Here is a 24,603-nt window from a genome sequence, read left to right as displayed (position 1 = left end):
TTATTTTTTTAAATCCTATCACAATACGCATTTCAATGAATCTACTCAATGTACTACTACTAATCTATCAGAGCGAATAACAAAAACAGCTGCCGGCATAGGGCCGGAAGCACGGCAAAAAAGTGTAATCTCCTGTCAATAAATAGTGTTATCCACTATTTTTTAATCACCATATAATCCCCGGTCGGAAACTGTACGATGTCAGCCAAGAAGGCTTTGGCAACAGTTGTCGCTAGTTCCAACATTTCCGCTTCGTCTTTTGCGAGAAGCGCAAGCGGCCGGCCTCCCAAGTACCGGTTTTTATCGGTAGTCACAAAAGCTAAAATACCTTGAAATTGTTGGCTCATTTCGTCTTTCCTCCCGTTACGTTCACGTTCATTAACCGGTGAGTTTTCTTTACGCTTTCAAGCAAAGGAGTATTCAAGACGGTCTCTTTCATGAGCTCGAAGTTATGCACGATAGGGACCAATGCGATGATCACTTTGCCCTCCATCAAATTTTGAAAGCTGTACCGCTTCTTCCCTATCGCCCTTGCGGCTTCAAACAACATCGCCTGGCGTTGGCCGAAATGCTCCAGAACGATGCGGAGATGCGGCTCACGGGGATGAATAACGGCGGCAATGCCTTCCTCCAGGAAAAACTTTTTTGCCTCTTCTTCTCCCGCGGCATTGGTTACGAGCAGCCCGTCCACATAAAGCTCGGAACCTTTGATTTCGATTTTCCCTTGCGATACGGTCGCGATATCTTTAACTTGCTTGCCTTTGGTAAATCGCCGGAGGAAAACGAATAATAATAGACCAGCCAGCGAACCGGCGGCAACTTCGATCCAAACGGGCAGATTCAAGAGCTGCATGGTCACACTCGTTATGAAGGCGACTAACAATGCGAAGTAATTGCGCGCTTCGAACGTTTTGGCGATACCGTCCATGTAAGAGTCGCCGCGAATCGTAAACTCGGTTCCTTCCAAGTCCCGCAAGCTTTCTCTCTCGGTCTTCCGCACTTCCCGAAATTGTTGAATCGCCAATGAAAGGAAGGTGACGGCGACGAAGTTTTTGCTCATTAATGTAGGAACAATGAAAGCACCCAACGTAGCTGCCAACGCTCCCGTTACAAAATGAATCAAATATCCGTTCGGATGGCTTGGATATTGTCTGTAATCCTGCTTGATGGTAAGCGCTCGCGCCAGCGTTCCTGCAATAGTTGCCGTAACGATCATCGTAAGATCCGTCGCGGAAATGATGCCGTTGTTTTCCATCTAACCGTCTCCTCGCAAAGTAAGGATTCATAATCATTCTGCGTGTCGATATCGATGAAACATTTCCCGTCATGCCAATTGGCCGTGATGCCTTTCTTCCCGCCGTTGTCCCTTATTATCCGGCGCGCTCCATCATCGCCCTGCAGCCGAAAGAGGTCCGGGAACATGCAAGAGTCAAACAATACCGGGGGCCGGGGGATACCGTTATGACCGGCGGCAATGAAAGCTTTATTTCCATTTTTATACATATTAATGATGTGATCTATCAGCTGCGCCGTCACAAACGGCTGATCCGCCAGAAGTATGACAACGGCTTGCGCCTGTAAACTTTGTGCGTGCAGTAATCCGACTTTTATCGATTCGGACATGCCGGCATGAGATGCTTCGCAGGCGACGTGGTCCCATCCCCGGCGGTAAGGGTTGTCGAACATGAAGGCGGGAATCCATTCCAGGGAATCCTCCGCTTGTGTCACAACGGTTATACCGTTCAGCTGCGATGCCGCCGCCGCTTCCAACGCAATGCCGCCAAGCGGTCTACCTCCGACCGGCAAACATAATTTGGGCTTGCCCATTCTTCTGCTTCGGCCGGCCGCTAAATATATTCCCCAAATCATCGCCTCGGCTCCTTAGACGTGCTGCTTTGATGACATCCGCAAGTATGCTTATCGCTATTTCTTCCGGGCCTTCGGCTCCGATGGGAAGCCCTACCGGCGAACGGAGCCGCCTCGGGATCGCCCCTCTAAGCAGCCGCTCGGTACGTACCCTCGACCCCAAGATTCCAATATACTGCAGCTCTTTAGAGAGCAAGGCATGCATAATTTGTTGATCTTTCTGAAAATGGTGCGTCATGACGATCACGGAATCGCGCTTCGAGAACGGATAATCCGCTGCAATCGAGTCCGGCGAACCGAGCACAAATTCATTGGCTTCAGGGAGATGGATGTGGTTGCAATATGCCGGCCGCCAATCTGCGACGACAACATTGAACCCCGCTCCGGCGGCAAAACCGACAAGAGGCTTAGCGTCCGGACCCGCGCCGAAAATAATAAGACGCGGTTTTGGCTCGAAGATTTGGACAAACAATTGTTGCGACGGTTGGTGAAGCCGAATGATCCCTGCCTTCCGAATTGCAAACAACCGGTCTGTATGAGGCGGTAGCGCTCCGCTCCACTTGCCGAACCAACGGCCGGTGCCGGAATAAAACAAATAATCGGTGACAGTTCGCTGTTCGGACAGCCTTTTGACATGGAGGACCGGTTTTCCTTCGTTCAGCTCACGCCGCAGCGCATTCATATGTTCCGTCAGCACGCCGTCCACCGGCTCCATCAGCACATGTACGGCGCCGTTGCAGCCGTGGCCTTGTCCCCATGACAAATCGTCCTCGGCGCTCATATCGTAAACGACGGTTCGGGAAACGCCTTCTTCCCAAACTTGCGGAGCTCTTTGCGCAACGTCTTCTTCCAAACATCCGCCGCTTAAAAGCCCCACCCGCTTGCCGTCTTCCGATATGAACATCATCGTACCTTCTTTACGGTAAGCCGAACCGTCAACCTGAACAATTGTGGCCAGCAGTTTCGGTCCGTTAGTGTTCGATAGCGCGTCCAATACGTCATATACGTCTCTCATGGCACACCCCGCTGATGAATCGCATTGTTATCCAATATATCCATTTGCGTCTCAATAAAACCAAGAACCAATCTTGACCGGATATGACTGGTGTTAAATGGAAATAATACCGCTTGGATATGTTCCACTACATAATGAATATGGGGATTCGGCAGATGACGATTGGAGATAGCATTTATAGAAAAGAAGCCCTCGACAAGGTAACCGGCGCTGCAAAATATACGGATGACTACCAAACCCCGGCTATGCTGCATGCAAAGCTGATCATCAGTCCGTACGCTCATGCAAAAATAAATGCGATCGACATATCGGAGGCGCAGAAAGCGTCCGGCGTACGCGCCGTCGTAACGGGACAAGCGGATTTTCCGCTCACGGGCGAAGAAACTCATGACCGTCCGCCCATTGCATTCGGGAAGGTTCGTTATTACGGCGAACCGGTTGCGGTCGTAGTCGCGGACACTCCCCACTTGGCCAAGAAAGCCGCGACGCTGGTAAAGATCGACTACGAGCCGTTACCCGTAGTCAACTCTCCTTCCGATGCAATAAGAGCGAGCGCTCCGCTCGTTCACGAGAATTTGGCGCAGTACGAGAAGATCCAACACGTTTATCCGGAACCGGGTACCAATATCGCAAACCGGATCAAGATACGCAAAGGCAATATGGAGATTGGCTGGAAGGAAAGCGAAGTGACGGTGGAGTGCACATTCTCGTTCGGCCCTTCCGACCATGCCGCGATGGAAACCCGGTGCGCAACCGCGGAAATTCGTCCGGACGGGCATATTCTCATCTCCTCTTCCTCTCAATCGCCTTATATGATCAAGAAATTGATGAGCGAATATTTCAACATCGATGCCGGAAGCATTATCGTGACAGCCCCTCTGGTAGGCGGCGCCTACGGCGGCAAAGTGCCTACCCAGTTGGAAATCATCGCATATTTGGCTTCAAAGGCGGCGGGCGGAAGACCTGTAAAGGTATTTAACGAGCGGGAGGAAGATATGATCGCGTCTCCCGTACATATAGGACTTGAGGCGACCGTAAAGCTGGGATGCGCGAAGGACGGCAAATTAAAAGCCGCGAAGCTGTTTTATTTGTTTGATTCCGGCGCTTATTCGGATAAAGGCGCAACAATTACCCGCGCCGGAGCCGTATCCTGCACCGGACCGTATTATATCGAAAATATTTGGTGCGACTCGCTTTGTGTATATACAAATCATCCCTATGCGACCGCCTACAGGGGCTTCAGCCATTCCGAAGTGTTGTTCGCATTTGAAAGAACAATGGACGTTCTGGCCGAAAAGCTGGGAATGGATCCTCTTGAGCTAAGGATGAAAAACGCGATCGTATCCGGACAAACCACACCTACTCAAGACGCTCTCCATGGCAGCAGCGTCGGGAATTTGCCCGAGTGCATAACAAAGCTGAAAGCATTGATGAATTGGGACGAGGGAAGGTATATTCCGATCAATGACCGTAAGGTACGTGCAAAAGGAATCAGCTGCATTTGGAAAACTTCGACGATCGATTCGAATGCCAGCTCCGGGGTGATATTGACGTTTAACCCGGACGGAAGCTTGAACCTGATGTCGGGCCTGGTGGAGATCGGAGCGGGGACGAAAACCGTTCTTGCGCAAATCCTTGCGGAAAGATTGAAGATGGATGTAAGTAAAGTCCATGTCCGCATGGAAGTGGATACGCAAACAATGCCGGAGCACTGGAAAACGGTCGCCAGCAGAGGCACCTATATGGCCGGAAGAGCCGTTCTGCAAGCGGCGGACGATCTCATCCGGCGATTGAAGGATATCACTTCACGCGCATTGGTTTGTTCTCCCGACGATTTGGAGGTCGGATACGGGAAAGTGTACGTAAGAGACAATCCGGAGATAGCCTGCAAGATATCCGATATCGCCTACGGCCACAAGTTTCCGAACGGCTATTCGATCGGCGGACAGGTTATGTCTGCGGGGAGCTTTATGTTCAAGCATATTACGCATCTGGATTCCGAGACCGGAGCCGGGAGACCCGGCCCGGAATGGACGGTGGGCGCGCAAGGAATTGAGGTTGAGTTTGACACTAGAGATTTTACCTATAAAATTCTCAAGGCGTATTCCGTTATCGATATCGGGAAGGTGCTGAACCATAAAGCCGCAGTGGGACAAGTAATGGGCGCCATGAGTATGGGTATCGGATTTGCGGGACGGGAAACGTTCATCTTCGACAGTGAAGGCAAAGTGCTCAATCCGCGATTGCGCACATACGTCCCGCCGCATTACGGAGAGCATCCGGAATATGTTGTACAATTTGTGGAAACTCCGTATAGCGACGGCCCTTACGGCGCACGCGGCATCGGGGAACACGGCTTGATCGGAATGCCTGCCGCGCTGGCCAATTGTTTGTCTGTCGCCGCGGGAGTTCAGTTGAATCAGCTGCCGCTCGTTCCGGAGTTGATATGGAAGACCAAGCAGTCGGGAGGCCTCCAATGATACCTTATGACTTTGCGTATTTTAAGGCTTCCACCGCTGAGGAAGCCGTAGAGCTGTACCGGTCTTTGCATGCACAGGGAAAGCAGCCGGTCTATTACTCCGGGGGCACCGAAATCATCACGCTCGGAAGATTAAGCGAAGTGTATACCGAAGCCGTTATCGACATCAAAGGCATTGCGGAATGCCATACATTGCGGTTGGACCGGAATGAACTGGTAATGGGGGCCGCGGTCACTCTTACCAAGCTTCAGGAATCGAACCTCTTTCCGCTGCTTGGCCAAGCCGTTGGCGAGATCGCCGACCATACTGCGCGAAACAAGATTACGTTGGGAGGCAACATATGCGCGCAAATTTATTATCGGGAAGCCGCGCTTCCGCTCTTGATAGCGGATACCGATGTCGTCGTCGCGGGAACTAACGGGAGAAGGCGAATTCCGTTGAACTCGATTTTCGACAAGCGTCCGCAATTGGAAGCCGGGGAACTCCTTTTACAGTTGATTACACCGTCAGAGTATCTCGGGTTACCTTATTATTGCATTAAAAAAAGAAGACAGTGGGATGTCGGTTATCCTTTGATCACGGTTGCGGCTCTGAAAAAAGAAGATAAAATCCGCGTTTCTTTCAGCGGAGTTTGCCGTTTTCCTTTTCGCGACGAAAGGATTGAGGAGTGCTTGAACGATACCCGGTTAAATCCGGAAGCTAGAATCGAGCGGGCGATTCAACATTTGCCCAGGCCGGTCTCGGACGATGTGGAGGGCTCTCCGGAATACCGCATATTTGTATTGAAAAATACGCTGCTTGATGTGCTGCAGGCACTGGAAGGTGAAACGAATGCACACAACTGAAATAACCTTAGAGGTGAACGGCGAATCCCGGTCGGTTACCGTCAGGAACGCGGATACCTTATTATACGTGATTCGGGAGAAGCTGGGACTGACCGGGGCGAAACCCGGATGCCTGCATGGGGACTGCGGCACTTGCACGATTGACGTCGATGGAAACCCGATGAAATCCTGTTTGATGCTGGCCGTTGAAGCGCAAGGCGCCAAGATCACGACGGTAGAAGGTTTGAACTATACGGCACTGCAAGCGGAATTCGTCGAAAAATTTGCATTTCAGTGCGGGTATTGCACGCCGGGCTTTATCATGAATGCGCATGCTTTGATCAAAAAATACCCTTACGCGAATGACATGACCATTAAAGAATGGCTCGAATCGAACATCTGCCGCTGCACGGGGTATAAGGAGATCGAGGATGCCGTAAAAGCGGCATTGGCCGCCGCTCTAACTGCGATGCAGCAACAAGGATGAATACTCCACACCTGATACGCAAAAGCCCTGCCGCCTGGACAAATCCAATGGAGCGGGGCTTTCGATCTCATTTTCTCATTGGCGCTTACGTTATATCACCAAATCGTCCAGACTCCTATCCGAGATTCCTTAATTCGTGCCTCGCCCGATAGTACAACTCCGTGTGGATATAATGGGCGCTTAGTTCTTTTGGTACGAACACAGTTGTAAATCGAAATCGTGCCTCGTAACTTTTAATCCGAGCTTGTAACGCTTTACTATTGTATTGACTTCGATAGTTTCCATTCACGAGGTCGACGTACGACCCTTCAACCACAACCGTGAAAAAGTCCAGTTCCTTGCTTCGTACCAGCTCGTGCTCCCACCGCGATTCAGTTTTGATCGTTTGGGCGAGCTCATCGACGGAGTTTTTACGTTCGATTGCCGCGGGCAGGTACAGATCTCTCACAATGCCCAATTCGGGATTCGCGGGTATTTTCGCGCTGTAGTCACCCACATCTAATTTAACGGATTCATAGGCGACTTTCTTTTTGTCCAGGTAGGCTGTTATGTGGTCGTTTGCTTGTTCACGTGTATCCACAAGAATAGTCAGTGTGGACATAATTTTCTTTAGCTCTGTATCAGTAAATCGAAAGGCGAGAGTCACTTCATACACCGCCTCACTTTTTTAGGGTATTATTCCCCATAAATGTCCAAGAATCACACATTTTGATGTTCGCTTCGAGGGACGGAAACATTTGCGCAGCAACAACGCTCGTGGGCAACATGTTTTTCGGATCGGTGACTCGATAGCAGCTAATTTTTCTAACAAACGGGCAGAATAGCTCAAAGATGCTGGGAAATAATATCCCAAAAAAGATTGGGGTATAGCCATGCTCAGACTTGCTGTACTGACTTTCCTTTCTCTTTCAGGAATCGCCGGATTTAGTGATAGCTCGGTGTTTGCGCATGAAGATGAGGCGACCATTTCTGCCATTCGACCCAAAATACAACTCTTTAATTTCTCAGCAGAGGAAATCCAAAGTGCTCAAATAAAATGGTCTTGCTGTTATGGGGTAGTTCTAACCAGGGACGAAATAAAAACGCTTGTTACCATACTAAGTAAAATAAAGAAAGAAGATATAACACCTTACACTGAACCTGCTCCTAAAGGCGGTCCTACCCGCTGTGAAATTACTCTTATTTCAAACGAAAGAGTCGGTTTTGTCACAAACGGCGGTTATCTTTTAGTTGGTGGAGGCAAAGTTTATTTGCCCGAATTTTCCCATTTTGTTGGTCAAATTAGTAAACACAAAAATCGAGTCATTGATCGGAGCAAACCATCCATGAAATGATTAGGATGGTAAAGACTGTATAAAACGAAATGACGCCATAAGGCGTCTTTTTTGTGTCATTAGCTGGTGCCGATATCGTGCCGCTTTCATCCCAAATCATCCCATTACATTCTCCGTGCATTAAATAACCTTTTTGAAAAATCCTAAAAAAAAAGAAAAAGCCTTGATATATAAGGCTTTTTCTTTGTTTGATATGAATGACCTGTAGTGGGCTCGAACCACTGACCCCCACCCTGTCAAGATGGTGCTCTCCCAGCTGAGCTAACAGGTCGTATTTTGCAGCGACAAATATGATAATATCAGCTTCATGTCCCGAAGTCAACCCATTTGCCGCTCCCATTTGCCGCTCCAAAAATATTTAGGAAAATAATGTAACACTTTTACGTGCCGGCAGCCCGATTCCGCGCTCCCGTCTGCACACCGGCAGCCGCCGCCCCGCTCCTGCGGCCGAGCCACACCGACCAACCGTAGGTGAGCAGAGGCGGCAGCCACACAAAGAACGCATACAGCGCATATTGCTCGGCAGGCACACCCACGATCGTTCCGCAGAGAATCGCAAGCATGTTCCAAGGAACGAGCGCCGCGAACAGCAGACTGGTGTCCGCTGTAACGCGTGCCAGGTGCTCGTTGCTGTAACGCTCCGTCCAAACTCCGGCCAAATTGCGGCTCGTCATCATGATCGGCAGCGTCTGCGTGCACGACACGACGCCGAGACCAAATCCGAACAAGCCTGCCCGTGCCGTCATGCTCGCCAAAGTAGCGGACTCCCCGCCAAGCAACCGTCTTGCTATCGGCATGATCAAATTCGTCTTCTCCAATATGCCGTTATAGGCGCCTGCGAGCGCGATGAGGGCGACTAGATCGATCATATCGACGACGCCCTTCCCCCCGATGCCGGCGGCGCCTTCACTTGAAGCAGACGCGGTATAGCCTTCCCACAGCCAGACGATCCAATCGCGCCAATCCCCTGCCTGCAGCGCAAATCCTAGTGCCAGCGCGGAGACGATCGCCGCTATAAACGCGTATTTTGTCTGCAATCGGAACACGTTCGCCAGGAGCAGCAGCACCGGAGGAATTGCCAACAACGGATGCAGCACAAAGCCGGAACGACCGCCGCTTAATGCAATTGCTCCCGTGCCCCAATCCCCCACCCAGTCCAAAATGCCGTATAATAACGAAGAGAGCACGAATGCGGCGCAGCTTGTCGGCAGTAGAATACGGAATAGGGAAGCGGCCGGAACCCCCGCGGAAGAAGCGACAAGGCGATGCGCGCTGGAAAACGGCGACGTCCTGTCCCCGACGAAAGCGCCGGATAACAAAGCGCCCGCCATCATAGGCAGCGGCACGCCGATATGCGCGGCGACGCCCATAAGCGGAATGCCGACGGCGCTGAGCGTCCCCGTAGAAGTACCCAACGTCAAGGCGAACCCAGCCGCGAACAAAAATCCGAACGTGAGCAGAAATTCCGGATATAGCAAACGCAAACCGGCGTCAACAAGGAAAGCGATCGTACCGCTGGCCGTCCAAGACGGGATCAGTAGTCCGACAAGCAGCAAAATCCACACGACTTCTTTCGTATGTGCGACGCCTTCCGCCATCATGGAAAACAATCTGCGCGTACCGATCCCTAAATCGCGCATTACCGTCAACGAAAGCACGAGCAAACCGCCCGAAAATCCCACTACTAATGGAATATGCGTTACATATGCGGCGGCAAGTCCGGCAACGGTGAATACTACGATAGCGCCAAGTTTCCATGAATTCATTCTTTTCATCTTCTCCTCGACTTATGTTGCTGCAACAAATTGATGCGGACCGGCGTCAATAATGACAGGAACTATCCGAAATACTATTATGTAAAGGTGGGGTTTGCGTTTATGTTCAAAAGATGGTTAGCGGTGTTATTGACCGTTGTCGTTTCGATCTGCACGCTCGCTTCCGGAGCGCTGGCTTTCTCAGATCTGCAAGGAGTGGCAGGCAAGGAAAAGATCGTACAGCTGCACAAAGAAGGCAAAATAAACGGTATAGGAAAAGGGCTTTTCGCCCCGAAAAAAATGATGACCATTGAACAATCGGTTGCATTGATCGTGAAAGGCTTGGATCTTAATCTCAATGCTTTCCGGTTCGTGAAAAAACCGGAAGCAAGCGATTACTTCACGCATATTCCGAACAACGCTTGGTACGCGTCCGCTTTCGTTGCCGCACATCTCAACGGTGTACCGATCGACAAAGACGTGAAGCCGGGCACCCCGGTAACCCGGGAGCAGTTCGTCAAATTGCTGATGATCGCGGTCTATACGAAAGGCGATTACGCTTGGGTCGAGCTGTTCGTCGAAGTTAAAGATGCGGATAAAATAACGGACGGTTATATGGAAACGATCCAGAGAGCCCTTATTGCGAAAATTGCCGAACTCGACAAGGACGGCAATTTCCGACCGCAAGGTATGGTTACTCGAGCGGAAGCCGCCGTTATGCTGCATCATGCGATTCGTTTCGTGAAAGAGAACGAAGAACAGAAACAGCCTTCGCCGAATCCGGACGATCCGGCGTCCAATGAACAGGTAAACGTGACGCTCGAGACCGTAACCGGCGATATCCAAAAGGTCACCTTGAACTGGGGAGAAAAACCGAACCCCGGATACGGAATCGCCATTGTCGGCATCGAATTCCCCGGTGAAGAGAAAGCCGTCGTGAAATACAAACTGCGCTATCCGGAACCGGGACGCATGTACGCGCAAGTGATCACCGAAGCGAAGGCACATGTTTATGTGGGAAGCAACATTAAAGACGTCGAAATCCAACAAGTCAATTAGCAGCGAAGAAGTCCGCACCGCAGAGTGCGGACTTCTTCAGTTCAAGAAGCGCTCCCGGTATTCCGGCCTCATCAGCAAACACGCCTCTCGCCGCCCGAACCATCTGTACCGGTTTTTAGCAACGAATGTATAGACCGAGTCCCGCACAAATCGAGGGATAATAATAAAACAATATGCGAAGCGCCATCCCCCGTCCAGATGCTTGGCCAGACGAAGCGCGGCTGTTGATTTCACGTACGGCTTACCGTTCTCGACAAAAATAAAGGTATCCGTCGGAATGGATTCGAGCCCGCACCGCCGCAAAATCGCTCTTCCGGCGTCCGATTGCAGCGCCGCATATTTGAGGCTGGCTTTCCGGTTGCGCCTCAGCGTAAAAGCGACGACTCCGTTGCACAAATTGCAAACTCCGTCATAGAGGACAATCGATTGCCCCATTCGCGAACCACCTCAACTACACAAAAATCCTCCACGCTCCCATTCGATCGGAAGGTTAGAGGATTTCCCATTTTCAATACGATATTCATGTTAAGTTGGTGGGCCCTGAGGGACTTGAACCCCCGACCAATCGGTTATGAGCCGACCGCTCTAACCAACTGAGCTAAAGGCCCGCATGAATAATTAAATAACGAAAGTTGGTTGCGGGGGCAGGATTTGAACCTANGCCGACCGCTCTAACCAACTGAGCTAAAGGCCCGCATGAATAATTAAATAACGAAAGTTGGTTGCGGGGGCAGGATTTGAACCTACGACCTTCGGGTTATGAGCCCGACGAGCTACCGGACTGCTCCACCCCGCGACAGTTCGAACCAAAAAGTGAACATATATAAATATATAAAATTCAGCAAAGAAAGTCAATGGGTTTTTGAACTTTTTTCTTAAAATCACGAATATTACATAATGTAGCGAACACCGTATCTGCCTTTCCTGGATCGGAAAATTTCTACGATCTGGGGGCATTCATAGCCGTAAATCCACCAATCCTCTTCCATGCGTTTCGCCAGACAGCCCGCTTGGAACTTGGTGTTGTACAGCTTGCCCCAGTATACCCAGCCCATGAATTCAACCTCCCGTGCGCAAGATCCCTATGACCTCAGGGTTCCCCGCTTACGGATGTTCCATGCAAGCTGATCTTTCGCTTACTCTTCCCGACCGGCGGCAGTTTCCGCTTCCCGCTCCAATTCGTCGCGATATCTGTGCGCGATGCGCCCCGCGGCGGAAGCAGCGACGCTCGCGACCATATCGTCCAAGAACGTGTGGATGCCGTTGCCCTTCTTCGTATCCAATTTCTTGATAATGCCGATTTTATGCTTATCCAGATGGCCGAAAGTGGTAACGGCTATGCTTCCGTACCCGAGCACAGACCCGAGCGCCAACGTCTCGTCGCAGCCGAACAGTCCTTCATCCGCCTCCACTAATTGTTGTAAAGGCTGGGACAACAAGCCTCGTTCCGCCAACTCGTCAAGCTCTATTCCGACCAAGAGAGCATGCTGCAGCTCACGCTTCTCCAATACTTTCCGTACGCTCTCCATGCAAATATCCATCGTTAAATTCGGATGATAAGGACATTGCATCTCATATACGATTTCGGCAATATCCTCCAGTTTAACTCCACGGTCATGCAGCTTCCGCAATGCCGCATCGTGAACTACTTTACTGTGAATGGATCCTTTCATGATGTCGGGTTCCCCCTCTCCGGTAAGAACATTATAACATTGAAATGCATGAAGATGCATGCAGAACTGGATCATTTCAATGTTCAAACCAAACCTTCCTTTAATCGCGGTCTTGCCTCCTTGAAAGTACTACGATGAAGGTTTGGTTATAACACGATACAGCAAATTTCTCCTTATGAAAGAATTATGATACGGTATAATATAGGTACCAATCGTGTTACGAGGAGGCTAAAATATGAAATTCGGTATCGCGGTGTTCCCTCCGAAAGTTGTGCAGGATGAAGCGAACAGTCATCGCAAGCGGTTCGACCCCCATTACAGCCTGATTCAACCGCACATGACGGTTCGCGAAGCGGAAGAATGGGATGAACGCAAGTTAGCCGAGGCGGTACGGCATCTGGAAGAGGTTACGGCGAATACGCAGCCGTTCGCCGTGAGAATCAACCGATTTTCTTCATTTTACCCGGTAGCCAATGTTATTTACATGGCGTTGGAAGATCCAAGTCCGTTCGTGTCGATGTACCGGACCGTCTGCTCCGGAGTATTGGAGGAGAAAAATATTAAATATTCATACAACCCCCACCTGACCGTCGGACAGGATTTGGGCGACGATGAAATGCATGACGTATTGTCCAGCCTCAGGCCGATTCCTCTTGATTTCAACTTCACGGTAGATCGCCTTCATCTTCTCTATCAAACGGAAAACGGCGCTTGGACCGTTCACCAGACATTCTTATTCCGCGGGTAACAACCAGGAAAGCCGGAGAGACAGATTCAATGTCCTCCCGGCTTTCCGTTGTTTAATGTTCAATTTTTGTTTCGAACCCCGGCTGCATCGCATCCGGATTTTCCCTCATCTGTTTCAGCATGGCGTCGCCCTCGGTCTGCCATTCTTTAAGCGCCTGGCGAACTTCCTTCTTGTTGTCAAGCACCTCTTGGAACTTTTGACGCCCGATTTCTTGAACCATATAGATGTTGTTGTATTTGCGGTAAATCTCCGAATCGTCGGTCAACGGAGCCGGTTTCAACTTATAGAATGCTGAAATATTGTAATCCATGCCTTCTTTCGGCTGGAGATGATCCATATTGGAGACTAGAGTTCCTTGGCTGCGGGATTTCAACCGCGCCCAGTCGTCGCCGTTTATAAACTTGATGAAATTCCATGCGTCTTCGGGGTTTTGCGCCTTTGCATTAATCCCCATGAGACCTTGCATATAGATGTATCCGCCGATGCCCGGAGCATCCGGATGCTCGGGCAGCGTTACGACGTCCCATTGCACCGGTTTGATTTCGCTGTTCGTTTCCGCCGCCTTTTGCGCATTGATTAATTCATTGATGTAATAGTAGCTGGAGATCGCCATCGCCACATTGCCGGACAAGAAGTTGTCGTACTCGAACGGTCCGGGTCTGTAATTTTGGGGCTGCTCTTCCTGCTTCGGAGGCCCCGGAATAATATCTTGTTTGCGTAAATCGGCCAGCGTTTTCCATACATTTTCCCACCGGTCGCTGTCTACCGTCATTTTTTCGCCGGTTTCGTCAAAATACCGCAGCTCAAGCGGCTGAGTGTAAACCTGCGACTCCCAGAACGAATCGCCGCCTTTATAGGTCGTGAAAGAAAAACCGTATTTACGGTTTGCTCCTTCGCCGTTAGACACTTGACGCGCCAAATCGAACACTTGCTGCCAAGTCATGCCGTCCTCCGGATAACCCACGCCGGCTTCATCAAATATTCCTTTATTGAAAAATATGGCCGACGAGCTAAACAGCGGTGCAAGAGCATACAATTTGCCGTCTGTCGCCACGTCCTTGATTCCGTCAAGAACGGTCGGCACGATTTTCGAAGTGTCGAACTTGTCTTTCGTGATATGCGGGTCGAGCGGCGCCAGCAAATTCTCGTTGATGAGCTGGGGAAGCTGCTGATAATCGACCATCACGAGATCCGGAGGATTGTCGCCTTCCAGCAGCTTCTTCAATTCCTCCATCACATCCGGCTGCTCTTCCGGCTTCATCGGTTCGGTGCTGAACCTTTGTTTGCTGTAATCGACGGCGGGGATAATCTCGATCGTAATATTCGGATTTGCAAATTCGAACAGCTCCGTGAATTGCTGGCGGAACCATTCATCCTCCGCACCGTACCCTTGCGTCGTCGCAATGCGCAATACGCGTTCGGTGTTGTCCGCCGGCGTGTTTGACGGCGAACAGGCAACAAGGACGCCGGATAAGAACAGCACCGTTGCGAGCGCGGCGGCCGCCGTGCGGATGAACCCGGATTTTTGTTTGTGAGACGTCATGATTGTGCTCCCTCCAAATGTTTAGGTGCCTTAATAATAATTCGTTCCCCGTCGAACTCGAGCGACACCTTGTTTCCGATGCGCAGCGCCTCCAAATATTCTTTCGGCACTTGCAGCCGCCCCGCCCGGTCGACCACGGCGTACTCTTCATGTTCCTCCCGCAATCGGGATCGGGAAATATTGTCATCATTATAGACGTGAGAATCGAGCTCAGGGTTGCGCTTAATAAATTCCGTGCTGGTCAATCCGTCGCGAATAGCTACGACACGGTCCACTTTTCCCGCTAACGACAAATCGTGCGTTACGATGACGATCGTTACACCCAGCTCTCGGTTTAACGTCCGGAAGATGTTCATGATGCGGTCCGAGGTCGCTGTATCCACGGAACCGGTCGGTTCGTCCGCAAGCAAGAGCGACGGACGGTTCGCCAGCGATATGGCGATGGCCACCCGCTGCTGTTCTCCCCCCGACAGCTGCTGAAGTTTGTTGTTCATCCGGTCTTTCAAACCGACCCACTCCAACAGCTGCTTCGCATACGGCCGATCGAGCTTCCCGCTCAACATCATCGGCATCTCTACATTCTCAAGAGCGGTTAAATACGGCAGCAGGTTTCGCGCATTGTTTTGCCAGATGAAGCCTACGGTATTGCGTTTGTACTCCACCAATTGGTCGTCGGTAATCTTAAGCAAGTCCCAGTCGCCGACTTTTACGATTCCCGCCGATGGGCGGTCAAGGCCGCCCAGTATGTTCAAGAACGTCGATTTCCCGCTGCCGCTGTTTCCGATAATGGCCATCATCTCGCCGCGCTCCACCGTCAAATTCAAGCCTTGGAGCGCGACCACTTCGATTTCGTCCGTTTTGAAAATTTTTACGAGCCCTTCGCAATGAATCATGGCCTTACCGCTCCTCTCCGAGTTTAACGGCTTGATGCACGCGCAGCCTGCGGATATGCGCCATTAGCAGCATCGCGCCGAACGCGACCATGACGGCTACGACAATGTATATCTGCACCGTATCCCATGCCTCGAATACGACGCGGAATGGCGGTACTTGCTTCGCTGCGCTTTCCGTCGTTTGCAGGAAAGGAAGAAACAGAACGCTTGCGATACGGCCGATCAATATGCCGAGGCCGATCGACAATCCGGCCGTGAACAGCTGTTCAAGCAGCAGCATGCCTGTCAACCCTTTACGCGACAATCCCATCGCGCGCAGCACGCCGAATTGTACGACCCTGCTGGACAAGTTAAAGAACCAATATAAGATGTAACCGATCAATGAAACGATGGCCGAGACCAAGAAGCCGAGGCTTAATATACCGAACACCCCGCCGCGGGCCGGATGCTTCTTCTGAGACACGAGATCGATTCGCACATCCTTCACCGTTGCAATACCGATGCCCTTTTCTTGCAGCTCCTCTATCACCGGCGTCGTCTTTGCGCCGTCTTCCATCTTAAGCCAAACCTCATACGGGATGAGCGGCACTTGATCGTAAATGTAATCAAGGTTTGCGATGTAAAACGGCGTTTCGTCCGGATATTGACTTGGCCAATACGGCAATATGCCGACAACGACGAATTCGATCAAGCTTCCCTGCATGCTGATGGAGATGAGATCTCCCGGCTTTAATTGATATTTGTCGGCGATCCGTTCGGGAATGATGACCGCTTGCTCGTACATGCCAAGCAAATACAAGTATTGATACGGATGTGCGGGATACAGATCGTTGCGCCACCATGCGACCTCGGCAAATTCATCGTTGACGATCCCCATAACGGTGCCTTGACCGATCGATTTGCCGGATACGACGACGTTGCCTTTCGTCTGCAGCACCCGCGCCGCCTGTTGAACCCCGGGCAGCTCCTTGAACACTTGGAAAGGCGGCTCCACGTACAATATTTGCTGTGGAGGCAGCCCGCCTCCCGGTTGACCGCCGGGTTGACCGCCGCCGTTGCCGCCGCCGTTGCCCCCGCCGTTCTGCCCGCCGTTCCCTCCGCTCTGCTGCGGTGGAGCGAATTCGGCATACCCTTCCCATACGGTCTGAATGATTACATCCGATCCGTATTGGTACAGCGTTCTTTCCGTCGAATTTTGATCGATCGTGCGCGCCGCCGCCGAATTGTACACGCCAAGCCCCAATGTCAAAATCAACAACAGCATAAGCGGATAATATGATTTCGACGAACGCGACAATTGGGTGAGCGTCAAATAAAGCGGCACCGGCAGGAAAAATCGTCCGGCACGGTTCAACAGCTTCAATATCCATGGGAATACGCGGAGGAAAAACAGTCCCAACGAAAAGATCGCCAACGCAGGCACAAAGAACAGCATCGGCTGCACTTGCAGCTGGTCCGACGTCATTCCGGTTTGAAGCGAGATGATCTGTCGTTCTTGGATCAAATACCAACCGTAACCGGCGACTCCCAGCAATACGATATCGAAGAAAAACCGCTGCCACACCGGCGCCCGTTCAGCTCGCGCCATCTGCTGCTTCAAGCCTACGATCGACGACCGCGCGAACAACACGGCCGGAATAACGCTCGAAAGAATCGCAATGAAAACAGCCGCAAGTCCGTACAGTATCGCATCCGTCCCGAAGCCCACCGGTATCGATTTCCGGTCGACGAACGTAAGGAAGCCGCTGGACGAGCCGATTGATTTCGCCATGAACCATCCGAGCATCGGCCCGATGACTAGAGCGATCCCGCCCAGGATTAACCCTTCGAGAATGTACATCCAAATTATTTGTTTGGTGCCCGCGCCTCGGCTTCTTAGCACCGCGATGTCGCTCTTCTGGCGGTCCAGCGATTGCTTTGCGTTCATTGAAATATAGTAGAACACCATAGCGATCATCGGAGCGGCGAGCGTAAATAAAAGCAGTTGCAATTGAATGCTCTGCCGGCGAAACTCCTCCAGCATCGGCTGAAACGAAATATCGACCTTCGTGTCTTTCATCCGTTGGAACAAATCAATGTCCAACCGAGACAGCGTGCCCGATAGAGGGGACAGCTGACTTGTTTGAATTTCCCGCAAATCGAAAGCATAGTACCAAGTGGCGAGATTAAGCGGAAGCTTGCGCTTCTCCAGCAGCTCTCCGATAAAGAGCCCTTCGTCGACGACCAGCGTATTGACAAGTCCTTCGAGCCCTTGATACCAATACGGATTTGTATCGTCCGACGGGCGATACGTTCCGACTACGCGAACCCTAAGCCGTTCGTCGCTTCCATAGGCCGGGTACCAAAATTCGTCGCCTACCCGGAAATAATTGCGCAGCGCTCCTTCTTCCAGCACGGCGGCTTCAATGATTCCGTCTTTCATTTCGCCGGCCGGCATTCTTCCGTTCGTAAATTCCACTTGCTCCGCAAACCCGTTCATCGCGGCGATCGTCATCTGCCTGCGCTTGCTCGGGTCCACCTTCTCCGGGTCCACCGCCTGAAGCTGCGCTCCCCGCAACGATATGGCGCGGACGAATGCAGCATACTCAAAGCCGATTTGTTTAGGCACGTCTTCCGCTATATATTTGGATACGTCGTGAAACGATGCAAGATCCGCGCGGGCGCTCCCGGTCGCTTGATACCGCATCAGAAGCGAACCCGCGGGGAATCCGTCGCTCTTCTCCCGAAGCGAAGAAGACACGACGCGTTTCAACGCTCCGTCGGCGTACATCGGAATGCTGGTCGAGAAAGCGACCGCGATAATCAGCCCTGCAAGCGTCGACAAGGTGAGCCACCGGGTGTTCCACATCTTGCGGAAAATAAACCGCAGCAACAACACGCCGCCCATTATCTGCCCACTACTTTCTGCCCGGGAGTTAACCCCTTCACGATTTCCACCTGCGTTGCGGTTTGCAGTCCGACCTCAACGTCGACCTCCCGCTTGTTCCCTTCTTGGTCCACGACCTGCACGTAGCTTCGGCCGTTGTATGACCGGAGCGCCGCCGGCGGAATGACGACCGCGTTTTCTTTCCGGTTCGTGATGACCGAGACGCTCAGCGGTGTGCCCCGCGTTAGACCCTCTGGCCATTTATCCAGCTTTACGAGCAAATACTTCTCGATTGAATCTTGTTGGGGTTGTTGTCCGTTGCCCGGATTTCCTCCCGGGAAACCCCCTCCGTTGTTGTTGTTGTTCGATTCCTGCGTCGGGAGACGGTCCACTTTTCCTTGATGCGAGCCGGCGGAGTTAATGGATACGACCGCATCCATGCCGACCGCAATTTCTTTGAGATCGTCTCTCCCGAATTCGGCGGCAACCGTCAATTTCGTCAAATCGGCGATTACGGCCACCGGATCGTAGGCTTTGACCGTGGAGCCCTTCTTCACATACATCGTCACGATCGTACCGGAGAACGGCGCCGTGAGCTTCGCGTTCGAGATCTCTTCTTCCAAATCGGTCAATTCGGTGCGCTTGAGCTCGAAGTCGATTTTACGCTGTTCCAGCTCTTCCGGCTCGTATTCGTCCGCTTTGCGCAGCACCTCGATCATCGCAAGCTCTTCCTTGCGGAACTCGAAGCGCTTGCGGCGAAGATCGCGTTCTTTATCCGTCACGTCAAGCTCGGCGATCAGCTGGCCGGCCTCCACTTGTTCGCCCGTCTCCACGTATACTTCCTTCACCCGGGAATCACCCGAGGTTGCGTTCGTGTTGGATGTGAAGAACAATATCTCTTCTTGCATCGACATGAGTTTTCCGATGCCCTGCACATTCTGCTCGATCGATTCCGTCTTCACTTCGTACGTAGGCTTCTCCGACAGCTTCGGAGGAGTAATCGTAGGCAGTACTTCTTCATCGTCTTCCTTCGGCAACAGCGAGCAACCGGAGGCGAACGCAACCGTTGCCGTCAGAAGCAACGCGATCGCCGCACGGGTTTTCCGGTTACGATGCGGCGAATTTTCCGTCCACCATTTCATATACATGATCGGCAACCTCCAAAATCGTAGGGTCGTGTGTAGTCATGCAAATCGTTACATTTTCCGTCGCGATGATGTCTTTGAACACCGCCATAATTTGCGCGCCCATCTGCGAATCGAGCTCCGCGGTCGGTTCGTCCGCAAGCAACAACACCGGCCGGTGAGCGATCGCTTTCGCAATGGCGACGCGCTGCTGCTCGCCGCCCGACAGCTCGAAAGGGCGGTGGTGCACCCGCTTGCCCAGTCCGACCAACTCCATGCAATGGGCTACCCGCGTTTTCCATTCCCCTTTGTGGATGCCGGCCATGCGAAGCGATAACTCCACATTTTCCCATGCGGACAGAAGGGGCATTAAAGCGAACGACTGAAAGATAAAGCCGATTTCCTTTCGCCGTATTTCCGTCCGCGCATCGTCGCCCAACTTGTGGAACGGGTGTGAGCGGAATACGATCTCCCCTTCGGACGGAACGTCAAGTCCCCCCAACATGTTGAGCAGCGTCGTCTTACCGGAACCGGAGCGCCCCTTCAACATCACCAGTTGATTCGGAAGCAGATGCATATCGATGCCTTTGAGCACATGGATGCTCTGTCCCCCGACATGGAACGTGCGCTCGACTCCGGCGACGGTCAACAGCCGTTCCTCTGAATCCATCTCCGTTTCCCCTCTTTTCCATCTATGTACCTTTTGACGCTAAATGTATGACGCAAGTGATAGGTGAAAAGTTACAAGCTTGGACTGAAAAATTTTTGAAAAAAAGTAAACCGCCCGAAGGCGGCCGCATTAAAAATCGTTCGATATTTGCGAGGCGCTACTTCCTCGCTTTGCCGGAGCCGTAATTCAAGTAATCCGGACTCCCCGGAGGCTGCAGCGCGGGATTATGGAGCGCCGGGTCGTTCTGTGTCGATCCTTGCTGTTCATACCCGTGCCGTTGAATGTCTTGTTGGGAGCCTCTTCCCGCACAGCCCGCAAGGGTAGAGACAATCGCAATCAAGGCCGTAAACAGCCAAAACCTGTTCTTCATAACGTCTCCTCCGATATATTTTCAGTTACCGCCTCCCTCATAGTATTTGTTTTTATCGCCCTGACTATCGATTCTAAATCATCAAACGAATAAACCGGCAATCCCCGCCCGCTTCCGAGCCCCGACACCCACTCGTCATTCCGGTCGGCCCACGTAACGATGCCGAAAACCGATTCCAGACCGTCAAGAATTTCCTTCTGTTCAACGGATTGGATCAGGGCCAATTTAGGGTACGGCTTCCCTTTAAACCCTTCGATCAATACGACATCGGCCTCCTGCATTCGAAGGAGCAATTCGTCCAAATCCGCGGATTTCTCTTCAAAGAATGCCGTACGCTCCGGCGAAACGACCGCCGACCAAAGCGCGCCCGCCTGCCGGTGCTTCCACGAATCCGTACCCGGCACGTCGGGCTCAAACCCGTGCGCGTCGTGCTTGATCGTCGCCACCCGCAAGCCTTCGGACGTGAACCGTTCGGCAAGCCGGCAGACGAGCGTCGTTTTGCCCGTTTTTTTATAACCCACGATTTGTACGACCGCCGGCCGGTCTCGCCGCATAACCTTCAACCCTTTCCATCGTCAAAAGGCAGCACATCCACCAATGTTCCCCTTGCAACCCCTTGTCCGCCGGGGGGAATAACGATAAAACAGTCGGCTCCCAACCCGGGAACAAGCATACTCGACCGGTCCTCGCCGACAGGCGCCGCGAATACCGATCCGTCTTCCACACGGCGCTTACCCCTGATATACCGTGTATATGCGTTCACTTTCGGAAAATCCGCATCGAGTACAGCCTTGATCGAGGCGGGGCCGGGATCGGCAGCGCCCTGCATCTTCTTAATTGCGGGCCGAACCAGCAACTCGAAGCCGGCGAAGCAAGCGCCGGGGTTTCCGGACAGCGCGAACAGCAGCTTACCGTTAAACACTGCCGCAGAGGTTGGGCTGCCGGGACGCATCATAATCTTGTTGAACAGCAGCTCTCCCTGCCATTCATATAGAAAATCCGTCATCATATCGTAGTCCCCGACGGAAACGCCGCCGGTCGTAATGAGAAGATCGCAGTCATCCGTTTCCATTAACCGGCGAATCGTGCCGGCGGCAATGTCCAGCCGGTCCGGAACGCTTTCGATGATTGCCGGCTCCCCGCCGGCGTTCGCCGTTTGCGCAGCCAGCATGTAGGAGTTGCTGTTGCGGATTTTACCGGGTTGAAGCGGTTCGCCGGGCGCCAGCAGCTCCGTTCCCGTGCTAAGAATAGCCACCTTCGGTCTTCGGAACACGGTAACGTCAGGTTTGCCGACCGCTGCCAGTACCGCGATTTCGGCCGGACCGAGCCGCTCTCCCCGCCGGATAACGGGTTCACCCTGCATCAAGTCCGAACCGACCGCCGAAACGTTCGCCCCGCTCGGGATGTGCCGCTTCACGGAGATGACCGTTTCATCTCCGTTTTCGCGCGGCTCGGTCATCTCCAGCATGACGACCGCGTCCGCCCCGTCCGGAACCATGGCTCCGGTCATAATGCGCGCCGCCGCTCCCGAAACGATCGCTTCCCGGGGGACGGTTCCGCACGGAATGTTGTCAATGACGCTGAAAGCGACGGGATTCGCCGAAGAGGCGTCCTTCGTGTCTCCGGAGCGGATCGCGTAGCCGTCCATACCGGAACGGCGGAAGTGCGGTACCGGCTCGGGGGCGAACACGTCTTCGGCGGCGCGTCTTCGAACCGCGTCAACGAGACCTAACGTTTCGATCGAAACCGGCTCGGCGTGCCGGAGCACCGCCTGCCGCGCCTCTTCCACGCTTATCGCTTTTCGGCCGAACCGCCGTTGTTTCCGCTCGTCGTTCAACTTATTCGCCTCCGCCATGCTGTATAAATGTCAGAATTGTTATCCCCCGCTGACCGGAGGAATAAACGCCACTTCGTCGCCCTCTCGGACAATCGCTTCATCATCGGCATACGACTGATTGATCGCCGCGAAACAGCTGTCCACAATGTCCGCCGTTGACGGAAAAGCCGCAACGAGGGCCGCTTTCAGTTCGGAAACGCTGGCCGGAAGCTTCACGTCCGCTTCGAAAGACGGCTCTCCCACCGCTTCCGCCAAACCTGCAAACAACAATATTTTCATAGGTGTCGAACCTCCACGATCACTTTTTTTCGGAGGAGAAGAGCCGCAGCGCGGTATCATAATCCGAAGGAGTGTTCATATTAAATAAAGCGATGCCCGCCGGGTCGATTTGTTGAACGGTGTGTTCGCCAATGACCGCGGGAGCCAAAGTGCGCATCCAGTCCGTTACTTTGCGGCCGCCTTGGCGTATATATTGCGCCAGACCGTCCGCAGCGCTGCTCCGGTACACCGCAAACATCGGATGCCATCGGCCATCGAGCTCCGGCAGCGCGCACATCGCCCCGCGTTGCCTGCACTCCGTGAGCAGCCGCTGCGCCAACGGCCACGACGGGAACGGCATGTCTCCCGCGATCACAAGATTATACTCCGTCTGCGAGCTTCGAAGGCCTGCGTATATACCCGCTAACGGACCGATTTCCGGCATCTCGTCGCGTATGACGCAGATGCTTTGGTTTGCGGCAATAGAAGCTGGAAGCTTATTGGACCGATCCTCGCCTTCGACGTATTCAAGTACGATCGACAAGCTGTCTGCATAGGGAAGTACGGTATCTACGATGCGTTCCAGTACGGTTTGCCCGCCGAAGCGGAGCAGCCATTTATCCTCGCCCATCCGCGAGCTTTTGCCGCCTGCCAGTATGATTGCGCCGAGCTCCACGAGGATTCCCCTTTCTCACGCGGTTGCACACTCTTTTTATCATAGCATTTTGGCCGGTATTGTGGTACATGTTGTCTTGAATGTTTGCAGACGATAGTAACGACTATTTGCCCATGAGAGGTGCGTACACATGAAACGTTCGGCATTATTCATTTGCTGTTTCATATTGATGCTTTTGCCGTTAAAAGCTTTCGCCCATGTGAAATGGTTCCACGGCGCGGAGGCGCCTCAGAAAGAATCTTTGGATGTCGTCTTGTCTCCGCTGTTTATAACGGTTGCGCTGATTGCCGCCGTAATACTGGGTTTGCTGCCGCAGCTGGACTTGTCGTTGGCAAAAACGAAGCCGGTGATCAGGATGGAAGCGCGCTTCGACGGGTATCGAAAGTTCACGTTCCCGGTATTGCGGTTCGGCACAGCGGTCACGCTGCTCATTCAACTATGGACCGGTGCGGTTTTCGCTCCGGAAATCGAAGTGACGGACGTTCAGATGTACATAGGCGTCGCGGCTGCCGTGCTGCTGCTCGTTCCGTACGGCTTGGCGACGCAAGCGGCGGCAATCGCCATTGCGATATTGTTTGCGGTCAGCGTGACCGAATACGGTGCATTCCATATGCTGGATTACGGATTTTACGTTGCCGTCGCGATCGCGCTCTTCCTCCAAAACACGCGTTTCCGCTCATTCGGCATGCCTTTTTTGTACCTCGGCACAGGGCTGTCTTTATGTTGGGTGGCGGTAGAAAAATGGGTGTTCCCGGGCATGAGCATGGATATCGTGGAACGATACGGCGTGCCGACGTTCGGGTTTCCGGCCGGCGTCTTCATCAGCATATCGGCGTTTATAGAATTTGTCGTAGGTTATTTGCTCGTGGTGGGTGTGCTGAATCGTTTTCTCGCCATGATCTTGACAGGTATTTTCATTATGACGACGACGCTGTTCGGATGGGTGGAAATCGTCGGCCACCTGATGCCTCATATCATTCTTGTTTTGTTTATCATCGAAGGAACGAGCTTTTATAACCCGCCGATCAAGATCCACAAGTCGGTCATCGACCAGATTGTGTTCGTAAGCTTGAACTTCTTGTTCACGCTTTGCACGATGATCCTGTTGTATTACCGGTTTGCGTAG

Annotated in this window: 26 protein-coding genes and 3 tRNA genes; 7 read left to right on the top strand and 22 right to left on the bottom strand. The window is 52.5% G+C overall.

Features of this window, described 5'->3' with window-relative positions; genetic code table 11:
• Positions 1 to 155 precede the first annotated feature (155 nt).
• Genes JET16_RS19585 through JET16_RS19570 form a run of 4 tightly spaced genes read right to left on the bottom strand, consistent with a single transcriptional unit; the run spans position 156 to position 2,881 of the window.
• Positions 156 to 347 (bottom strand): capping complex subunit for YIEGIA, encoded by a 192-nt coding sequence (locus JET16_RS19585; protein WP_199619211.1) that lies wholly within the window; start codon positions 345 to 347, stop codon positions 156 to 158.
• On the bottom strand, positions 344 to 1,255 hold the full coding sequence (locus JET16_RS19580) for a YIEGIA domain-containing protein (protein ID WP_199619209.1): 912 nt from the start codon (positions 1,253 to 1,255) through the stop codon (positions 344 to 346). The genes JET16_RS19585 and JET16_RS19580 overlap by 4 nt, the downstream gene beginning before the upstream one ends.
• Entirely contained in the window at positions 1,213 to 1,869 is a 657-nt protein-coding gene (locus JET16_RS19575; RefSeq protein ID WP_199619207.1) for a nucleotidyltransferase family protein, read from the bottom strand. The genes JET16_RS19580 and JET16_RS19575 overlap by 43 nt, the downstream gene beginning before the upstream one ends.
• On the bottom strand, positions 1,790 to 2,881 hold the full coding sequence (locus tag JET16_RS19570; RefSeq protein ID WP_199619205.1) for an XdhC family protein: 1,092 nt from the start codon (positions 2,879 to 2,881) through the stop codon (positions 1,790 to 1,792). The genes JET16_RS19575 and JET16_RS19570 overlap by 80 nt, the downstream gene beginning before the upstream one ends.
• A 155-nt stretch (positions 2,882 to 3,036) precedes the next feature.
• Between JET16_RS19570 and JET16_RS19565 the strand changes: the two genes are divergently transcribed.
• From JET16_RS19565 to JET16_RS19555, 3 genes are read left to right on the top strand one after another with little or no spacing between them, the layout of a single operon-like run.
• Positions 3,037 to 5,361 carry a xanthine dehydrogenase family protein molybdopterin-binding subunit gene (locus JET16_RS19565; RefSeq protein WP_199619201.1) on the top strand — a complete coding sequence of 775 codons (2,325 nt, stop codon included), beginning with the start codon at positions 3,037 to 3,039 and terminating at the stop codon, positions 5,359 to 5,361.
• Positions 5,358 to 6,206, top strand: a complete 849-nt coding sequence (locus JET16_RS19560) for an FAD binding domain-containing protein (RefSeq protein ID WP_199619199.1) — start codon at positions 5,358 to 5,360, stop codon at positions 6,204 to 6,206. The genes JET16_RS19565 and JET16_RS19560 overlap by 4 nt, the downstream gene beginning before the upstream one ends.
• Entirely contained in the window at positions 6,193 to 6,672 is a 480-nt protein-coding gene (locus JET16_RS19555; RefSeq protein WP_199619185.1) for a (2Fe-2S)-binding protein, read from the top strand. Before JET16_RS19560 ends, JET16_RS19555 begins: the two co-directional genes overlap by 14 nt.
• 115 nt (positions 6,673 to 6,787) lie before the next feature.
• Here the strand turns inward: JET16_RS19555 and JET16_RS19550 are convergent, their stop codons facing one another.
• The gene (locus tag JET16_RS19550) at positions 6,788 to 7,273 is read right to left on the bottom strand and encodes an ERCC4 domain-containing protein (RefSeq protein WP_233531911.1); all 486 of its coding nucleotides are present in this window, start codon (positions 7,271 to 7,273) and stop codon (positions 6,788 to 6,790) included.
• Between the two features lie 271 nt (positions 7,274 to 7,544).
• On the opposite strand from JET16_RS19550, the gene JET16_RS19545 reads away from it, so the two are divergent.
• Positions 7,545 to 8,006 (top strand): hypothetical protein, encoded by a 462-nt coding sequence (locus JET16_RS19545; RefSeq protein ID WP_199619171.1) that lies wholly within the window; start codon positions 7,545 to 7,547, stop codon positions 8,004 to 8,006.
• 198 nt (positions 8,007 to 8,204) lie between these two features.
• Here the strand turns inward: JET16_RS19545 and JET16_RS19540 are convergent.
• Both JET16_RS19540 and JET16_RS19535 read right to left on the bottom strand, forming a co-directional pair.
• A tRNA-Val gene (locus JET16_RS19540) sits at positions 8,205 to 8,277 on the bottom strand.
• Between the two features lie 109 nt (positions 8,278 to 8,386).
• Complete coding sequence (locus tag JET16_RS19535; RefSeq protein ID WP_199619169.1) at positions 8,387 to 9,772, bottom strand: Na+/H+ antiporter NhaC family protein; 1,386 nt, start codon at positions 9,770 to 9,772, stop codon at positions 8,387 to 8,389.
• Between the two features lie 111 nt (positions 9,773 to 9,883).
• Between JET16_RS19535 and JET16_RS19530 the strand changes: the two genes are divergently transcribed.
• Positions 9,884 to 10,819 carry an S-layer homology domain-containing protein gene (locus tag JET16_RS19530; protein WP_199619167.1) on the top strand — a complete coding sequence of 312 codons (936 nt, stop codon included), beginning with the start codon at positions 9,884 to 9,886 and terminating at the stop codon, positions 10,817 to 10,819.
• A gap of 36 nt (positions 10,820 to 10,855) precedes the next feature.
• Here the strand turns inward: JET16_RS19530 and JET16_RS19525 are convergent, their stop codons facing one another.
• The 5 genes from JET16_RS19525 to JET16_RS19505 form a co-directional block, all read right to left on the bottom strand.
• The gene (locus tag JET16_RS19525) at positions 10,856 to 11,254 is read right to left on the bottom strand and encodes a thiol-disulfide oxidoreductase DCC family protein (RefSeq protein WP_199619164.1); all 399 of its coding nucleotides are present in this window, start codon (positions 11,252 to 11,254) and stop codon (positions 10,856 to 10,858) included.
• Positions 11,255 to 11,350: 96 nt separating this feature from the next.
• Positions 11,351 to 11,427 (bottom strand) — tRNA-Ile (locus JET16_RS19520).
• 111 nt (positions 11,428 to 11,538) lie between these two features.
• Positions 11,539 to 11,615: transfer RNA gene (locus JET16_RS19515), tRNA-Met, on the bottom strand.
• A gap of 94 nt (positions 11,616 to 11,709) precedes the next feature.
• Positions 11,710 to 11,874, bottom strand: a complete 165-nt coding sequence (locus JET16_RS19510) for a hypothetical protein (RefSeq protein ID WP_199619161.1) — start codon at positions 11,872 to 11,874, stop codon at positions 11,710 to 11,712.
• Between the two features lie 81 nt (positions 11,875 to 11,955).
• Positions 11,956 to 12,492 carry a phosphatidylglycerophosphatase A family protein gene (locus JET16_RS19505; protein ID WP_199619159.1) on the bottom strand — a complete coding sequence of 179 codons (537 nt, stop codon included), beginning with the start codon at positions 12,490 to 12,492 and terminating at the stop codon, positions 11,956 to 11,958.
• 235 nt (positions 12,493 to 12,727) lie between these two features.
• Here JET16_RS19505 and JET16_RS19500 point away from each other — a divergent pair, with 235 nt between their 5' ends.
• Complete coding sequence (locus tag JET16_RS19500; RefSeq protein WP_199619156.1) at positions 12,728 to 13,240, top strand: 2'-5' RNA ligase family protein; 513 nt, start codon at positions 12,728 to 12,730, stop codon at positions 13,238 to 13,240.
• A gap of 52 nt (positions 13,241 to 13,292) precedes the next feature.
• Here the strand turns inward: JET16_RS19500 and JET16_RS19495 are convergent, their stop codons facing one another.
• The 10 genes from JET16_RS19495 to mobA form a co-directional block, all read right to left on the bottom strand.
• Positions 13,293 to 14,783 (bottom strand): ABC transporter substrate-binding protein, encoded by a 1,491-nt coding sequence (locus tag JET16_RS19495; RefSeq protein ID WP_199619154.1) that lies wholly within the window; start codon positions 14,781 to 14,783, stop codon positions 13,293 to 13,295.
• On the bottom strand, positions 14,780 to 15,676 hold the full coding sequence (locus JET16_RS19490) for an ABC transporter ATP-binding protein (RefSeq protein WP_199619141.1): 897 nt from the start codon (positions 15,674 to 15,676) through the stop codon (positions 14,780 to 14,782). Before JET16_RS19490 ends, JET16_RS19495 begins: the two co-directional genes overlap by 4 nt.
• 4 nt (positions 15,677 to 15,680) lie before the next feature.
• Entirely contained in the window at positions 15,681 to 18,563 is a 2,883-nt protein-coding gene (locus tag JET16_RS19485) for an ABC transporter permease (RefSeq protein ID WP_199619136.1), read from the bottom strand.
• The gene (locus tag JET16_RS19480) at positions 18,563 to 19,690 is read right to left on the bottom strand and encodes an efflux RND transporter periplasmic adaptor subunit (protein ID WP_199619133.1); all 1,128 of its coding nucleotides are present in this window, start codon (positions 19,688 to 19,690) and stop codon (positions 18,563 to 18,565) included. The genes JET16_RS19485 and JET16_RS19480 overlap by 1 nt, the downstream gene beginning before the upstream one ends.
• Positions 19,650 to 20,336 carry an ABC transporter ATP-binding protein gene (locus tag JET16_RS19475; RefSeq protein ID WP_199619130.1) on the bottom strand — a complete coding sequence of 229 codons (687 nt, stop codon included), beginning with the start codon at positions 20,334 to 20,336 and terminating at the stop codon, positions 19,650 to 19,652. Before JET16_RS19475 ends, JET16_RS19480 begins: the two co-directional genes overlap by 41 nt.
• A gap of 157 nt (positions 20,337 to 20,493) precedes the next feature.
• Entirely contained in the window at positions 20,494 to 20,706 is a 213-nt protein-coding gene (locus JET16_RS19470) for a hypothetical protein (protein WP_199619127.1), read from the bottom strand.
• Positions 20,703 to 21,227, bottom strand: coding sequence for a molybdopterin-guanine dinucleotide biosynthesis protein B (gene mobB / locus JET16_RS19465; protein ID WP_199619124.1), 525 nt, complete (start codon positions 21,225 to 21,227; stop codon positions 20,703 to 20,705). Before mobB ends, JET16_RS19470 begins: the two co-directional genes overlap by 4 nt.
• Before the next feature lie 38 nt (positions 21,228 to 21,265).
• The gene (locus tag JET16_RS19460) at positions 21,266 to 22,543 is read right to left on the bottom strand and encodes a molybdopterin molybdotransferase MoeA (RefSeq protein WP_233531908.1); all 1,278 of its coding nucleotides are present in this window, start codon (positions 22,541 to 22,543) and stop codon (positions 21,266 to 21,268) included.
• 39 nt (positions 22,544 to 22,582) lie between these two features.
• Positions 22,583 to 22,822: a molybdopterin converting factor subunit 1 gene (gene moaD, locus JET16_RS19455; protein WP_199619118.1), complete on the bottom strand. Its 240-nt coding sequence runs from the start codon at positions 22,820 to 22,822 to the stop codon at positions 22,583 to 22,585.
• A 19-nt stretch (positions 22,823 to 22,841) separates the two neighbouring features.
• A complete protein-coding gene (gene mobA / locus JET16_RS19450; protein WP_199619115.1) occupies positions 22,842 to 23,477 on the bottom strand; it encodes a molybdenum cofactor guanylyltransferase in 636 nt (211 codons plus the stop codon).
• 130 nt (positions 23,478 to 23,607) lie between these two features.
• On the opposite strand from mobA, the gene JET16_RS19445 reads away from it, so the two are divergent.
• Positions 23,608 to 24,603: a hypothetical protein gene (locus JET16_RS19445; RefSeq protein WP_199619111.1), complete on the top strand. Its 996-nt coding sequence runs from the start codon at positions 23,608 to 23,610 to the stop codon at positions 24,601 to 24,603.

The organism is Paenibacillus alkalitolerans (assembly GCF_016482785.1).
Taxonomy (GTDB): domain Bacteria; phylum Bacillota; class Bacilli; order Paenibacillales; family YIM-B00363; genus Paenibacillus_AE; species Paenibacillus_AE alkalitolerans.
The sequence above is the reverse complement of the archived record's forward strand: the minus strand, read 5'-3'. Positions and strand labels throughout refer to the sequence as shown.

Coding starts and splice junctions, on each gene's coding strand:
- JET16_RS19585 (WP_199619211.1), bottom strand. CDS start 347: ATGAGCCAACAATTTCAAGGTATTTTAGCTTTTGTGACTACCGATAAA.
- JET16_RS19580 (WP_199619209.1), bottom strand. CDS start 1,255: ATGGAAAACAACGGCATCATTTCCGCGACGGATCTTACGATGATCGTT.
- JET16_RS19575 (WP_199619207.1), bottom strand. CDS start 1,869: ATGATTTGGGGAATATATTTAGCGGCCGGCCGAAGCAGAAGAATGGGC.
- JET16_RS19570 (WP_199619205.1), bottom strand. CDS start 2,881: ATGAGAGACGTATATGACGTATTGGACGCGCTATCGAACACTAACGGA.
- JET16_RS19565 (WP_199619201.1), top strand. CDS start 3,037: ATGACGATTGGAGATAGCATTTATAGAAAAGAAGCCCTCGACAAGGTA.
- JET16_RS19560 (WP_199619199.1), top strand. CDS start 5,358: ATGATACCTTATGACTTTGCGTATTTTAAGGCTTCCACCGCTGAGGAA.
- JET16_RS19555 (WP_199619185.1), top strand. CDS start 6,193: ATGCACACAACTGAAATAACCTTAGAGGTGAACGGCGAATCCCGGTCG.
- JET16_RS19550 (WP_233531911.1), bottom strand. CDS start 7,273: ATGTCCACACTGACTATTCTTGTGGATACACGTGAACAAGCAAACGAC.
- JET16_RS19545 (WP_199619171.1), top strand. CDS start 7,545: ATGCTCAGACTTGCTGTACTGACTTTCCTTTCTCTTTCAGGAATCGCC.
- JET16_RS19535 (WP_199619169.1), bottom strand. CDS start 9,772: ATGAATTCATGGAAACTTGGCGCTATCGTAGTATTCACCGTTGCCGGA.
- JET16_RS19530 (WP_199619167.1), top strand. CDS start 9,884: ATGTTCAAAAGATGGTTAGCGGTGTTATTGACCGTTGTCGTTTCGATC.
- JET16_RS19525 (WP_199619164.1), bottom strand. CDS start 11,254: ATGGGGCAATCGATTGTCCTCTATGACGGAGTTTGCAATTTGTGCAAC.
- JET16_RS19510 (WP_199619161.1), bottom strand. CDS start 11,874: ATGGGCTGGGTATACTGGGGCAAGCTGTACAACACCAAGTTCCAAGCG.
- JET16_RS19505 (WP_199619159.1), bottom strand. CDS start 12,492: ATGAAAGGATCCATTCACAGTAAAGTAGTTCACGATGCGGCATTGCGG.
- JET16_RS19500 (WP_199619156.1), top strand. CDS start 12,728: ATGAAATTCGGTATCGCGGTGTTCCCTCCGAAAGTTGTGCAGGATGAA.
- JET16_RS19495 (WP_199619154.1), bottom strand. CDS start 14,783: ATGACGTCTCACAAACAAAAATCCGGGTTCATCCGCACGGCGGCCGCC.
- JET16_RS19490 (WP_199619141.1), bottom strand. CDS start 15,676: ATGATTCATTGCGAAGGGCTCGTAAAAATTTTCAAAACGGACGAAATC.
- JET16_RS19485 (WP_199619136.1), bottom strand. CDS start 18,563: ATGGGCGGCGTGTTGTTGCTGCGGTTTATTTTCCGCAAGATGTGGAAC.
- JET16_RS19480 (WP_199619133.1), bottom strand. CDS start 19,690: ATGTATATGAAATGGTGGACGGAAAATTCGCCGCATCGTAACCGGAAA.
- JET16_RS19475 (WP_199619130.1), bottom strand. CDS start 20,336: ATGGATTCAGAGGAACGGCTGTTGACCGTCGCCGGAGTCGAGCGCACG.
- JET16_RS19470 (WP_199619127.1), bottom strand. CDS start 20,706: ATGAAGAACAGGTTTTGGCTGTTTACGGCCTTGATTGCGATTGTCTCT.
- moaD (WP_199619118.1), bottom strand. CDS start 22,822: ATGAAAATATTGTTGTTTGCAGGTTTGGCGGAAGCGGTGGGAGAGCCG.
- JET16_RS19445 (WP_199619111.1), top strand. CDS start 23,608: ATGAAACGTTCGGCATTATTCATTTGCTGTTTCATATTGATGCTTTTG.